The 12,836-nt window shown below is 65.2% G+C and carries 9 protein-coding genes; 4 read left to right on the forward strand and 5 right to left on the reverse strand.

Annotated elements, in window-relative coordinates; all coding sequences use genetic code 11:
* Nucleotides 1–79: 79 nt before the first annotated feature.
* Entirely contained in the window at nt 80–511 is a 432-nt protein-coding gene (locus tag NNX37_RS00600) for a Fur family transcriptional regulator (protein ID WP_255790056.1), read from the forward strand.
* Here NNX37_RS00600 and NNX37_RS00605 read toward each other — a convergent pair.
* The 5 genes from NNX37_RS00605 to NNX37_RS00625 form a co-directional block, all read right to left on the reverse strand.
* Nucleotides 508–1,395 carry a metal ABC transporter permease gene (locus tag NNX37_RS00605; protein ID WP_255790057.1) on the reverse strand — a complete coding sequence of 296 codons (888 nt, stop codon included), beginning with the start codon at nt 1,393–1,395 and terminating at the stop codon, nt 508–510. The genes NNX37_RS00600 and NNX37_RS00605 overlap by 4 nt on opposite strands.
* Nucleotides 1,382–2,212 carry a metal ABC transporter ATP-binding protein gene (locus tag NNX37_RS00610; RefSeq protein ID WP_407079899.1) on the reverse strand — a complete coding sequence of 277 codons (831 nt, stop codon included), beginning with the start codon at nt 2,210–2,212 and terminating at the stop codon, nt 1,382–1,384. Before NNX37_RS00610 ends, NNX37_RS00605 begins: the two co-directional genes overlap by 14 nt.
* A complete protein-coding gene (locus NNX37_RS00615) occupies nt 2,209–3,198 on the reverse strand; it encodes a metal ABC transporter solute-binding protein, Zn/Mn family (protein WP_255790059.1) in 990 nt (329 codons plus the stop codon). Before NNX37_RS00615 ends, NNX37_RS00610 begins: the two co-directional genes overlap by 4 nt.
* A gap of 96 nt (nt 3,199–3,294) precedes the next feature.
* Nucleotides 3,295–4,359 (reverse strand): hemolysin family protein, encoded by a 1,065-nt coding sequence (locus tag NNX37_RS00620; protein WP_255790060.1) that lies wholly within the window; start codon nt 4,357–4,359, stop codon nt 3,295–3,297.
* Nucleotides 4,356–5,747 carry a hemolysin family protein gene (locus NNX37_RS00625; RefSeq protein ID WP_255790061.1) on the reverse strand — a complete coding sequence of 464 codons (1,392 nt, stop codon included), beginning with the start codon at nt 5,745–5,747 and terminating at the stop codon, nt 4,356–4,358. The genes NNX37_RS00620 and NNX37_RS00625 overlap by 4 nt, the downstream gene beginning before the upstream one ends.
* Before the next feature lie 488 nt (nt 5,748–6,235).
* Between NNX37_RS00625 and NNX37_RS00630 the strand changes: the two genes are divergently transcribed.
* The 3 genes from NNX37_RS00630 to NNX37_RS00640 all read left to right on the forward strand — a co-directional run bounded on the left by NNX37_RS00630 (nt 6,236) and on the right by NNX37_RS00640 (nt 12,712).
* Nucleotides 6,236–10,036 (forward strand): multifunctional oxoglutarate decarboxylase/oxoglutarate dehydrogenase thiamine pyrophosphate-binding subunit/dihydrolipoyllysine-residue succinyltransferase subunit, encoded by a 3,801-nt coding sequence (locus NNX37_RS00630; protein WP_255790062.1) that lies wholly within the window; start codon nt 6,236–6,238, stop codon nt 10,034–10,036.
* 63 nt (nt 10,037–10,099) lie between these two features.
* Nucleotides 10,100–10,699: a GDSL-type esterase/lipase family protein gene (locus NNX37_RS00635; protein ID WP_255790064.1), complete on the forward strand. Its 600-nt coding sequence runs from the start codon at nt 10,100–10,102 to the stop codon at nt 10,697–10,699.
* A gap of 252 nt (nt 10,700–10,951) precedes the next feature.
* Nucleotides 10,952–12,712 (forward strand): ABC transporter family substrate-binding protein, encoded by a 1,761-nt coding sequence (locus NNX37_RS00640; RefSeq protein ID WP_255790065.1) that lies wholly within the window; start codon nt 10,952–10,954, stop codon nt 12,710–12,712.
* Nucleotides 12,713–12,836 lie beyond the last annotated feature (124 nt).

Raw genomic sequence — 12,836 nt, forward strand, 5'->3', positions numbered from 1 at the left:
CTGCTGATAATCTTAGGGGTCTATCCACCCGCAGGCGCAGTGCCGCCCGCCTGCCGTCCCACCCGCTGGAGGAACATCCGTGTCATCCGAGACATCCCGGACGTCCAAACGCGCACCGGAGCAGCGTGTCACCCGCCAGCGGCTGGCAGTAGGCCGCACCCTGGATGAACTCGATGACTTCGTCAGCACCCAGGAACTCTTCCGGCTGCTGCAGGAACGCGGCGAGCGGGTTTCCCTGGCCACCACCTACCGGGTCCTGCAGTCCATGGCGGATGAAAACCTCGTGGACGTGCTGCGGGGCGGCGACGGCGAGGCGCTCTACCGGCGGTGCGCCGTCGAGCACCACCACCATCACCTCGTCTGCCGGGAGTGCGGCAAGGCCGTGGAGGTGGAGGCCCCTGCGGTGGAGAGCTGGGCCGCAGCCCTCGGCGCCAAATACGGCTTCACCGAGGTGGCGCACACCGTTGAGGTCTTCGGGCTGTGCCCGGAGTGCAGCGCCCGTAAAGGCTAAGCGGCGGCTGTAGGCGTGTTCGCGCTGAGCTCCCGGCGCCGGTGCCCGCCGCGCATGCGGCGGATGACCCGGCAGACCAGGTAGATCGCGAAGGACACGGTGGTGACGTACGGACTGATCGGAATCCGGCCGCCCAGTGCCAGCAGGATGCCGCCCACCGAGGAGGCCAGTGCGAAGAGCACGCTGAGGAACACCACCAGGCGCGGCGAGGACGTCACGAGCAGGGCTGCCGCCGCCGGCGTGATCAGCAGCGAGAGCACCAGCAGGGCCCCCACCACCTGGATGGACAGGGCAACGGCCAGGCCCAGCAGGAACATAAAGACAATGGACAGCACCCGCACCGGCACGCCGCGCGCCTCGGCCAGGTCCGGGTCCGCACTGGCGAAGGTCAGCGGCCGCCAGATGAACAGCAGGGCGGCGACGACGACGGCGGCGACACCGGCAAGCAGGTTCAGCTGCACGGTGTCCACGGCGACGATCTGGCCGGTCAGCAGCCCGAACTTGTTGGCGGAACGGCCCTCGTAGAGTCCAAGGAACAGGATGCCCAGGCCGAGCCCGAACGGCATGATGACGCCGATGATCGAGTTCCGGTCCCGCGCCCGCAGCCCCATGACTGCCAGCAGGACGGCCGCGGCCACCGATCCGGCCAGCGAACCGACCACCACGTTCACGCCAATTAGCAGGGCGAAGGACGCCCCGGCGAAAGAGAGCTCGGCAATGCCGTGCACGGCAAAGGCCAGGTCCCGCATCAGCACGAAGGTTCCGATCAGCCCGCCGACCAGGCCGAGGATTGCCGCGGCCCAGATGGAATTGCTGACAAGCGGAAGCAGCTCGCCGTAGTCGCTGAAATCAAAAACCGCATCGAAGAAGCTACGCAGGTCCAAGATCGCCCTCGCTTTCTCCGTGGTGGTGGGTGGTGGCGTCCGGGATGCCCAGGACCACGATCCGGCCGTGGCTGCGCAGGACTTCGACGCGGCTGCCGTACATTTCCGAGAGCACATCGCTGCGCAGGACTTCGGCGGGGGTGCCGGTGCGGAACTGCCCGCCGGCCAGGTACAGCACGCGGTCCACGTATTCGATGATCGGATTGATTTCGTGCGTTACGAAGACGACGGCGGCGCCGTCGTCATGGCAGCGCCGCTCGATCAGGGAGCTGATGGCCTGCTGGTGGTGCAGGTCCAGGGAGAGCAGCGGCTCGTCGCAGAGCAGCAGATCCGGGTTGGTGGCCAGTGCCTGGGCCGCGCGCAGGCGCTGCAGCTCGCCGCCGGAGAGCCGCCCCACGGGTTCATCCGCGTAGGAGGTGGCTCCCACCTGCTCGAGCAGCCGGTCCACGCGCTGCCGGACCGGCTTTCCGCGCAGCCGCAGACCCCAGCGGTCGCCGTCGACGCCGAGTCCCACCAGGTCCCGGCCGCGCAGCGGTGTGCCGGGGCTGAAGGATTTCTGCTGCGGGATGTACCCGATGTCCTTGCTGCCCCGCTGCACGTTGCGGCCGTTGATGCTGACGGTGCCTCCGGTGAGCGGCTGCAGTCCCAGCAGGACCTTCAGGAAACTCGTTTTGCCTGAGCCGTTGGGGCCGAGGACGGCGAGGAATTCACCGGCATTGATGTCCAGATCCAGGTTCTTCCACAGGGTGCGGTCCCCGTAGGACAGGCCTGCATCGCGCAGGCGCACTACGGGCGTGGGCGGCCCCGAACGGTTCACTGGAGCACGCTTTCCATGGCAGCGGTGTTCGCGGCCATCCACTCCAGGTAGTCCAGCCCCTCGGGCAGGGTTTCGGAGAAGTCCACCACGGGAACATCTGTGTCCAGTGCTGTTTGGCGTACCGCCTCGGTCTGGGAGGTGGAGGTCTGTTCGTTGTAGCCGAGGAAGGCGATCGAGCCGCCGCTCACCAGGTTCTGCATTTCCTTCAGCACCTGCGGCGGAACGTCCGCGCCTTCCTCCACGGCTTCGGTGAAGTCCGAAGGCGTGGAGTTGTGCAGCCCCGCGGCTTCCACCAGGTAGTCGGGCACCGGTTCGGTCAGGGCGACGTCGCGTCCTCCCGAAGATTCCCGAAGCGCGGCGAGGGCGGCGTTGATGTCCGCGATGCCCTCGTTGAAGTCGGCGGTGTTGCTGCGGAACTCCTCGACGGCGCCGGCGTCCAGTTCGCCGAGGCGTTCGGCTGCGGCGTCCGCGAGCCGCTGCATGGCGTCGGGGCTGTACCAGACGTGCTCGTTGAAGGAGCCGTGGCTATGGCCGTGGTGATCTTCACCTTCGGCGTGGTGCTCTTCGCCTTCGGCGTGGTGCTCTTCGCCCTCGGCGGATCCGGAGTCCTCGAGGCCGGAAAGCTCGACGGCGTTGAGGATGTTCTCCGCGGGGATGCCTTCGTCGGCTGCGAGCTTCTCCAGGAAGGAGTCATAGCCGCCGCCGTTGAGCACCACCAGGTCCGCCTTCGACACCGCCAGCCGGTCCCGGGCCGTGGCCTCGTAGGAGTGCGGATCCTGGCTGGGCCGGTCAATCAGGGCCGTCACGTCGACATTGTCCCCGCCGATCCCGGCAAGGATGTTGCCGTAGACATCGGTGGATGCCACCACGCGAACGACGCCGTCGCTGCCCTCGGTTTCGCCGCCGTCACCGCCGGCACAGCCCGTCAGGGCCAGCGCTGCTGCGGCTAGGAAGGTTCCGGCCAAGCGGACGGGCAAGCGGTGCATAAGGTTCGATCCCAGGTTAGGCGGTTGGTTGCAGAATTCCGGGCCCCGGCACCGCCGAAGCTTTTTCAGCATAGCCTAAACGCGAATCATTCGCATCTAGAGGCTCTCGCCGGTGCGGCGGAAGCCTTGGGCCTGGGTGGCGTCCCGGATCTCGCCGACAAGCTGTTCGATGATGTCCTCCAGGAACAGCACGCCGCGGGTGGTTCCGTCCGGCGCCAGTACCCGGGCGAGGTGGGATCCGGTCCGCTGCATAACGGCCAGGGCATCTTCGATTTCGTCATCCAGGCGCAGGTTGGCCAGGGTGCGGACCTTGTTCTCCGTGATGGGCCGCTCATAGGCCTCCAGCGGGATGGACATAACGTCCTTCAGGTGCATGTAGCCCGTGAGGTTTCCGGCGTCGTCAACAAGGACGAACCGGGAGAAACCGGTCCGGGCCACCGCCCGCTCGAATTCCGCGGGTGTGGAGTCCGTTCCCAGGCTCACGAGTTCGTCCAGGGGCACCATGACGGTTCCCGCGGTCTGCCCCGAGAATTCGAGTGCACCGGAGATCAGGCCGGAATCGTCGTCCACGGTCCCGTGCTTCGTGGATTCCTCCACGATGGACTGCATCTCCTCGAGCGTGAACGCGGAGGCAACCTCGTCCTTGGGGGTAATGCCCATCAGCCGCAGGGCGTGGTTCGCGAGCCAGTTGAGGCTGCCGATCACCGGACGGACGAGCTTCGAAATGAAGACCAGTGGCGGGGCCAGCAGCAGTACGGCACGGTCCGCGACGGATACCGAGATATTCTTCGGGACCATTTCGCCGATGGTGACGTGCAGGAAGGTGACCAGCAGCAGCGCGATCAGGAACCCGGCGCCGTCCGCTGCTTCGACCGGGAGGCCCACGGCCTTCAGCGGCGTCGACAGCAGGTGGTGGATGGCAGGTTCGGCCACCGAGAGGATGAGGAGGGAACAGACCGTGATGCCCAGCTGGGCGCAGGCCAGCATCAGGGAGACGTGCTCCATGGCCCACAGCGTGGTCTTGGCGCGCTTGGACCCCGCCTCGGCGTAGGGCTCGATCTGGCTGCGGCGCGCAGACATCACGGCGAACTCGCTGCCGACGAAGAAGGCGTTGCCGAGCAGCAGGACCACCAGCCAGAAGATTCCAGCCACGTCGCTCATCGGATGCCTTCCCTGCGTGCCGGCCGCTCCGCGGACCGTTCGGCGCTGTCCTCGTCTTCAATGTGTTCCGGCTGCTGCCCGGAGGCGGCACCCGCTTCGGCGGGAATGAAGCTCACGCGGTCAATCCGCCGCCCGTCCATGCGCTCGACCTCCAGCACGCCGCCGGGAACGGGCACACGGTCACCCGCTTCGGCGATGCGGCCCAGTTCGGCCATGATGTATCCACCCACGGTTTCGTAGCCGGCTTCGTCGGGCATCCGCAGCAGCGGGACCAGGGCGGACACTTCGTCCGGCCGCATGATGCCCGGGAAGAACCAGGCACCGGAGGCGCTTTGCAGTACTCCGGGCTTGGCCTTGTCATGCTCGTCGGACACTTCGCCCACGATCTCCTCCACCAGGTCCTCCAGGGTGGCGACTCCGGCGGTGCCGCCGTATTCGTCCAGGACGACGGCGAGCTGCAGGTTGGCATTGCGCAGCTCGGAGAGCAGCGAGTCCAGGTGGACCGTTTCCGGCACCCGGAGAATTTCGCTCATGATCGCAGCCGCGGGCAGCGTAGCCCGCCGGCTGCGGGGTACGGCCACGGCCTTCTTGACGTGGACCACGCCGCGGATGTCATCGGGGGAATCCCCGAGCACCGGGAAGCGGGAGTAGCCGGTGCGCCGGGCGGCCTCAATGACGTCTGCCACGGGCTGCTCTGCATCGATCGTTTCGAGCCGGATGCGCGGAGTCATCACGTCGGCGGCGGTCCGGCCCGCAAAGGAGAAGGTCCGGGACAGGAAGTCGGCGGTGCCCTTGTCCAGGGTGCCCATCTCCGCGGACCGGCGTGCCATGGAGGACAGCTCCGACGGGGTGCGCGCTCCGCTGACCTCTTCTTTAGCTTCCAGGCCGAAGAGGTGCAGGATCTTGTTGGCGAAACCGTTCAGCAGGAGCACGGCGGGCTTGAAGACCACGGTGAACGCCAGCTGCGGCCGGGCCAGTGCCTTGCCGATGCGGAACGGCATGGCGATGGACATGTTCTTGGGGATCAGTTCACCCAGCAGCATGGACAGGAAAGTCGCCAGGATCATCGCCACGGTCACGGAGACGGACGTGACGGCCACGGGCGGCAGCCCGAGGGCCGCGAGCGGGCCCTCCAGCAGCCGGCCGACGGAGGGCTCCATCACAAAGCCCGTCAGCAGGGTGGTCATGGTGATGCCCAGCTGGCAGCTCGAGAGCTGGGTGGAGAGGGTAGTCAGGCAGCGCAGCAGCGGTTCAGCCGCTTTGTCGCCGTTCTCCACGGCCCGCCGGACGGACGGCTGGTCCAGTGCCACCAAGGCGAATTCCACGGCTACGAAGAATCCGGTACCGAGGATCAGCAGCAGGCCAAAGAGCAGGTAGAGCCACTCCATCTCAGCACTCCCCCGTCATCGGGGCGGGCTGCCGCTGCTTTGGACCAAGGGAAGGAAACCCTGCACGAAACCGTTCAGACGGAGGGTGGTCGGCCGGAGCCGGACTGGAAGGCTCCAATGAAGCGGCAGGCTGACGCGGGGCCGTGGGGATGCGGGCGTTGCCGGCTCGGGGCGCAGGGGCTGCGGCAACCGCAGTCCGTGACGCAGGCCGGCGCCTAGAGAAACTGTCCATAGAAAACTCAGTTTACAGGTTTGCTCCCGCCCCGCCACAGCAGCATTTTCCGCCGGTCAGCCGCGCGCACCGCCGGGCAAAGCCTGCCCGGCGCTTCACACAGGGGTGCGGGATTGGCCACATCTTCGCCTATGTCACTAGACTGGCATGAAGTCTCGGTCACTGCGCACCGGGCCGCACCAGTACTTGAGGCGGAAGCGCTCAGAACATGGTGCCATCACGGCGAACGGCAACTCATGGAAGAGGCGTATATCTAGTGCCAGACCAATCCAACCACCGCCTGCCGGAGGAATTCGGCGGCAACGAGTGGCTTGTCGATGAACTGTACGAACAGTATTTGTCGAATAAGGACTCCGTTGACAAGAAGTGGTGGAGCATCTTCGAATCCTTCAAGGCAGAAGACTCCCAGTCCGGCAACGGATCCAACGGCAAAGCCGCCGCTCCCGAGGACACCCGGCCGGCCACGCGCAAGCTGCCGGTGGTGAAGGCCGAGACAACCGCTCCCAACGCGCCCAAGGCATCAGGCGAGTCCCCCGCTGCAACGCAGCAGTCGGGCAAGCCGCCGGTAGCCAAGGAACCGGCCAAGGCCGAGTCCGCTCCGGCTGCGAAGACCGAGCCCAAGGCAGCGCCCATTCCTGCGCAGCTGCCCAAGACCCAGCCCAGCGCGGCGGCTGCGGAAGAGGACAAGGTCACCGTACTCCGCGGTCCGGCCAAGGCGATTGCCACCAACATGGACCTCAGCCTGAGCGTTCCCACGGCAACCACCGTGCGTGCGGTTCCCGCCAAGCTGTTGATCGACAACCGCATTGTCATCAACAGCCACCTGGAGCGTGCTCGGGGCGGAAAGATTTCCTTCACCCACCTGCTGGGTTACGCCATCATCCGCGCTGCCGCACAGTTCCCCTCCATGAACGTGTTCTACGACGAGGTGGACGGCAAGCCCGTGGCTGTCCAGCCCGCACACGTGAACTTCGGCCTCGCCATTGACATGCCGAAGCCGGACGGCACCCGTCTGCTCGTGGTGCCGAACATCAAGAAGGCCGAAACGCTGAACTTCTCGGAGTTCTGGCACGCCTACGAAGACCTGGTCAAGCGTGCCCGCAGCGGCAAGCTCGGGGCCGACGACTACCGCGGCACCACCATCTCCCTGACCAACCCCGGCGGCATCGGCACCGTGCACTCGGTGCCCCGCCTCTCCAAGGGCCAGGCCGCGATCATCGGTGCAGGTGCCCTTGAGTACCCGGCCGAGTTCCAGGGCGCCAACGAGAAGATCCTGGCCCGCAACGCCATCAGCAAGATCATCACGCTGACCTCCACCTATGACCACCGTGTCATCCAGGGTGCCGGCAGCGGCGAGTTCCTGCGCATCATCCACCAGCTGCTGCTGGGTGAGCAGAACTTCTACGACGAGATCTTCGAATCCCTGCGGATCCCGTACGAGCCGGTCCGCTGGAGCCCCGACATCCAGGTCAACCCGGATGAGCAGATCAACAAGGTTGCCCGCATCCAGCAGCTGATCCACGCCTACCGTGTCCGCGGCCACCTGATGGCGGACACGAACCCGCTGGAGTACGTGCAGCGCCGGCATGCAGACCTGGACATCCTGAACCACGGCCTGACGCTGTGGGACCTGGACCGCGAGTGGCCCACGGGCGGCTTCGGCGGCAAGCCGATGCTCAAACTCCGCAAGATCCTCGGGGTGCTGCGGGACGCGTACTGCCGCACCTCGGGCATCGAGTACATGCACATCCAGGATCCGGAAGAACGCCTCTGGTTCCAGGACCGCCTGGAGACCAAGTACACGAAGCCCACCCGCGAAGAGCAGCTGCGCATCCTCAGCAAGCTCAACGCTGCCGAGGCTTTCGAGACGTTCCTGCAGACGAAGTTCGTCGGGCAGAAGCGCTTCTCCCTCGAAGGCGGCGAATCCCTGATTCCGCTGCTGGACGCCGTCATTTCCGGTGCAGCCGACGACGGCCTCGAGGAAGTCGGCATCGGCATGGCCCACCGCGGCCGCCTCAACGTCCTGACTAACATCGCCGGCAAGACCTACGCACAGGTCTTCCGTGAATTCGAAGGCACCCAGGATCCGCGCAGCGTGCAGGGCTCCGGTGACGTGAAGTACCACCTCGGCACCGAGGGAACCTTCACTTCGGACAACGGGAAGCAGACCAAGGTCTACCTTGCGGCCAACCCGTCCCACCTCGAAGCCGGAGACTCCGTGCTGGAAGGCATTGTCCGGGCCAAGCAGGACCGCCTGGACAAGGGCGACGAGTTCCCGGTACTCCCGATCCTCGTGCACGGCGACGCCGCATTCGCAGGCCAGGGTGTGGTGGCGGAAACGCTCAACCTCTCCCAGCTGCGCGGCTACCGCACCGGCGGCACCATCCACGTGGTCGTCAACAACCAGGTCGGCTTCACCACCTCCCCGACCTCCTCGCGGTCCTCGGTCTACTCCACCGACGTCGCGAAGATGGTCCAGGCGCCGATCTTCCATGTCAACGGAGACGATCCCGAAGCGGTTGTACGGGTAGGCCAGATGGCCTACGAATACCGCCAGCGCTTCCACAAGGACGTTGTCATCGACATGGTCTGCTACCGCCGCCGCGGCCACAACGAGGGCGACGACCCGTCGATGACCCAGCCGATGATGTACAGCCTGATCGAAGCCAAGCGCTCCGTCCGCAAGCTGTACACCGAGTCCCTGATCGGACGCGGCGACATCAGCCAGGACGAGGCAGAGCAGGCACTGCGCGACTACCAGGGCCGCCTCGAGCGCGTCTTCGCCGAGACCCACGCTGCCCAGACCTCGCCCATCCCGGTGATCACCAAGGATTCCGAAGCGGTTTCCGATCTTGAGCGCCCTGCTGCACAGCAGGAAGGCACCACGATCATCAAGCCGGCAAGCACCGCGGTGTCCCCCGAGGTCCTGGCACACATCGGCAAGGCCCACGTGGCCGTGCCGGAAGGCTTCACGGTCCACCCGAAGCTGAAGTCCCTGCTGGAAAAGCGCGAGCAGATGTCCCGCGAGGGCAACATCGACTGGGGCTTTGCCGAAATTGCCGCGTTCGGCTCCCTGCTGATGGAAGGCGTTCCCGTACGGCTCGCAGGGCAGGACTCCCGCCGCGGAACGTTCACCCAGCGCCATGCCGTCTTCCACGACCGTGCCACCGGGGACGAGTGGGTGCCGCTGGCGGAACTGGACCCGAACCAGGCGAAGCTGTGGATCTATGATTCCCTGCTCTCCGAATTCGCGGCCATGGGCTTCGAGTACGGCTACTCAGTGGAACGCCCGGACGCCCTGGTGCTCTGGGAGGCCCAGTTCGGTGACTTCGTCAACGGTGCACAGACCATCATTGACGAGTTCATCTCTTCAGCCGAGCAGAAGTGGGGCCAGCGTTCCTCGCTGGTGCTGATGCTCCCCCACGGCTACGAGGGCCAGGGGCCGGACCACTCGTCCGCCCGGATCGAGCGCTTCCTGCAGATGTGTGCCGAGGACAACATGATTGTTGCCAACCCGACCACGGGCGCCTCGCACTTCCACCTGCTGCGCCGGCAGGCCTACAGTCGTCCGCGCAAGCCGCTGGTGGTCTTCACCCCCAAGCAGCTGCTGCGCCTGAAGGCAGCGGCAACCTCGGTGGAGGAGTTCACGCACGGCGAGTTCCAGCCAGTCATCGGTGAGCACGCTGAACTGGACGCGAACGCCGTCGACCGCGTGCTGCTCGTCTCCGGCCGGCTCTACTACGATCTGCTGGCCAACCGCCAGAAGACCGGCGACGAGAAGACGGCCATCGTCCGCGTGGAGCAGCTTTACCCGCTCCCCGTGGAGGAAATCCAGGCCGCCGTGGCGAAGTACCCCAATGCGGATGTCGTCTGGGCACAGGACGAACCGGCCAACCAGGGGCCGTGGCCCTTCATTGGCCTCAACCTGCCCCAGCACCTCGACGGCCGCCTGCGCCTGGTCTCACGGCCGGCGTCGGCATCCACCGCTACGGGCTCGGCCAAGCGCCACGCAGTGGAGCAGGACATCCTCGTGAAGAAAGCCTTCGAACGTCAGTAGGCTAGGTTTGGGGTGGGGCGCTTCGGCGTCCCACCCTGTTTTTTTGATTTGAGAAGGTGACTAGTGGAACAACGCAGAATTCGGCTTGCTGCTGTAGGTGATGAGCTGCTGGCCGGACACGGGGATCCGCGCGCACTCGGCTGGCTCGGACGTGTCCTGGCGCGGACATCGCCCGAGAACGTCAACCTCCAGGCCTACAGCTTGGCAGCACCCAACGAGGGCACCGAGGCGCTGGCCAACCGCTGGCTCTCCGAGGCAGGACGACGGTTCGAACACGGCTGCGAGAACCGTCTGGTCATCGGCCTGTCGGACCGGGACCTTGACCTTGACCTGAGCACGGCGCGAAGCCGCCTGAACCTGGCAAACATCCTGGACGGTGCCGCGCAGATGAGCATCAAGGTCTTCGTGGTGGGCCCGCCCCCGGGGCTTGACCCCGAACGGAACCGTAAGCTTGCGGATCTCTCCGCAGCGTTCGGCGACGTGACCACGCGGCGGAAGCATGTGTACGTTGACACCCTCAACCCGCTGCTGAACCACGAACAGTGGCGCACCGACCTGGCCTCCAACGGCGGAACCCCCGGCCAGGCCGGCTACGGCCTGATGGCCTGGCTCGTGCTCCACCGCGGCTGGTACCAGTGGCTGGACCTGCCCGACATGAACTAAAACCCGGCGTCATAAAAGGACCCTGCAAAAAACCCTCCCGGCAACAGCCGGGAGGGTTTTTTTGCTTATACCGGCGCGGATTAGCCGCGCCGGACGCCCGAGGCGGCATAACGATCAGTTAACAACGTGTAACTTGTCTCACAGTGGAAACAATATGTGGTTAGTGTTGCTCCACATGTGGCGGTCATCACGGCCGCTTTGGGGGGCCATCATTGGTGGTTCCTGACTCCTCATCACCAGTTAGGACTACAGATGCGTACTAAGCGCACGGCAGCTCTTGCCGCACTCTCCGTGGGGGCCCTGTTCCTGGGTGCCTGCGGCTCCGCCGGGGGCACCCCCGAGACCGAAGAAAGCTCGGAGGCAACAACCGAGAACATCGCGTCCACCATCAACATCGCCATCAGCCAGGCACCCGACGCCTACAACTCCAGCACTGCCAACACCAACAGCTCGTACAACAGCTACGTTGACAACCTGGTGCACAGCAACTTTGTCGAGTACAGCCCCAACGGTGTGATCCATGACGAAGAGTTCGGCACCTTCGAAAAGACCAGCGACGATCCGCTGACCGTGCACTACGAGATCAATGAAGACGCCAAGTGGTCCGACGGCACCCCCATTGACTTCGACGACGTCCTGCTGAACTGGGCGGCATTCTCCGGCCAGGTCACGGGCGCCGACGGCGAGAACATCTTCCAGCCGTCCTCCACCAACGGTTTCTCGCAGACCAAGATGATCGAGGGCGAAGCCGGCGACAAAGAGTTCGACATTGTCTTCGATACCCCGTACGCGGACTGGGAAGCCATGATGATCGGTCCGATCATGCCGGCGCACGTCGCGGCAGAGCAGGGCAAGATGAGCACCGACAACGACGGTGAAGCCCTCATCAAGGCCATCCAGGAGAACGACACCGCCGCGCTGACTCCGATGGCAGAGTTCTGGAACACCGGCTGGAACTACGAAGCCGATCTCACCGCGCTCCCTGATGCCGCACTGATCCCGTCCTCCGGTCCGTATGTGCTGGACAACGCCACGGACGGCACCCTGACCCTCAAGCGCAACGAGAACTACTGGGGCGAAGCGCGCAAGGGCCAGACGGAAACCATTGTCTTCAAGGCCATCGCAGACACCGAAGCCGTTCAGGCGCTGGAAAACGGCGAGGTCGATGTCATCGAGCCGTCCGGCCCAACCGTTGACACGAAGACCAGCATCCAGAACATCGGCGAGACCGTCGAAATGCTCACCGGCCCCGAACTGACCTTCAGCCACATTGACCTGGACCAGTCGGAAAACGGCGTCTTCAAGGACCTGGCCGTTCGCCAGGCCTTCGCCAAGTGTGTTCCCCGCGAGGACATTGTCGAGAAATTCGCCAAGCCCATCGATGAGAACGCCACGGTGGACAACCTGCGCGAATACCAGCCGGGCCAGGAGGACTACGAAGAGGTCCTCGAAGGTGCTCCGTCCGCCAGCGAGTATGACGAAGTGGACATCGAGGGCGCCAAGAAGCTGCTCGCCGATGCAGGCAAGACCGAACCTGTGAAGGTCCGCCTCATGTTCTCCGCCACGAGCCAGCTCCGCGCCGACATCGTCACCCTGATCCAGACCTCCTGCAAGGAGGCCGGCTTCGAGATCGTTCCGACCCCGGACGCCGACTGGAGCGCCAAGCTCGCTGAGCCCGGAGCCTGGGACGCCGTCCTGTTCGCCTGGGCCGGTTCCGGCCTGGCCGCCAGCGCACAGTCCATCTACGTCTCCGACGGAGAGCAGAACTACGGCAAGTTCGCCAACGCCGAACTGGACGAGCTCTGGACCCAGATCGCCAGCTCCACTGACGAAGAAGAGGTCAAGGAACTGAAGACCAAGGCGGAGGAAATCCTCGCCGCCGAGGTCTACAACGTGGTCCTTTACGCCAACTCCGCCGTGGTTGCCCACTCCTCCAAGCTGGAGAATGTGGAACTGAACCCGAGCCAGAACGGCATCACCTGGAATGCCTACAAGTGGACAAAGCAGGTCTAGCCGCAGCACCACGCTAGCCGCAGCATAAGCGGGGATGGGCAGACACCAAGTCTGCCCATCCCCCTGCTTGTGTCCGCGGCGTTCTTCAGTCCCACCCCAAGGAGCCCCACGGTGTTCTATTTCA

Origin of the sequence: Arthrobacter zhaoxinii (assembly GCF_024385505.1) — a bacterium.
Lineage (GTDB): Bacteria > Actinomycetota > Actinomycetes > Actinomycetales > Micrococcaceae > Arthrobacter_B > Arthrobacter_B zhaoxinii.

Coding starts and splice junctions, on each gene's coding strand:
- NNX37_RS00615 (WP_255790059.1), bottom strand. CDS start 3,198: ATGCACCGCTTGCCCGTCCGCTTGGCCGGAACCTTCCTAGCCGCAGCA.
- NNX37_RS00620 (WP_255790060.1), bottom strand. CDS start 4,359: ATGAGCGACGTGGCTGGAATCTTCTGGCTGGTGGTCCTGCTGCTCGGC.
- NNX37_RS00625 (WP_255790061.1), bottom strand. CDS start 5,747: ATGGAGTGGCTCTACCTGCTCTTTGGCCTGCTGCTGATCCTCGGTACC.
- NNX37_RS00640 (WP_255790065.1), top strand. CDS start 10,952: ATGCGTACTAAGCGCACGGCAGCTCTTGCCGCACTCTCCGTGGGGGCC.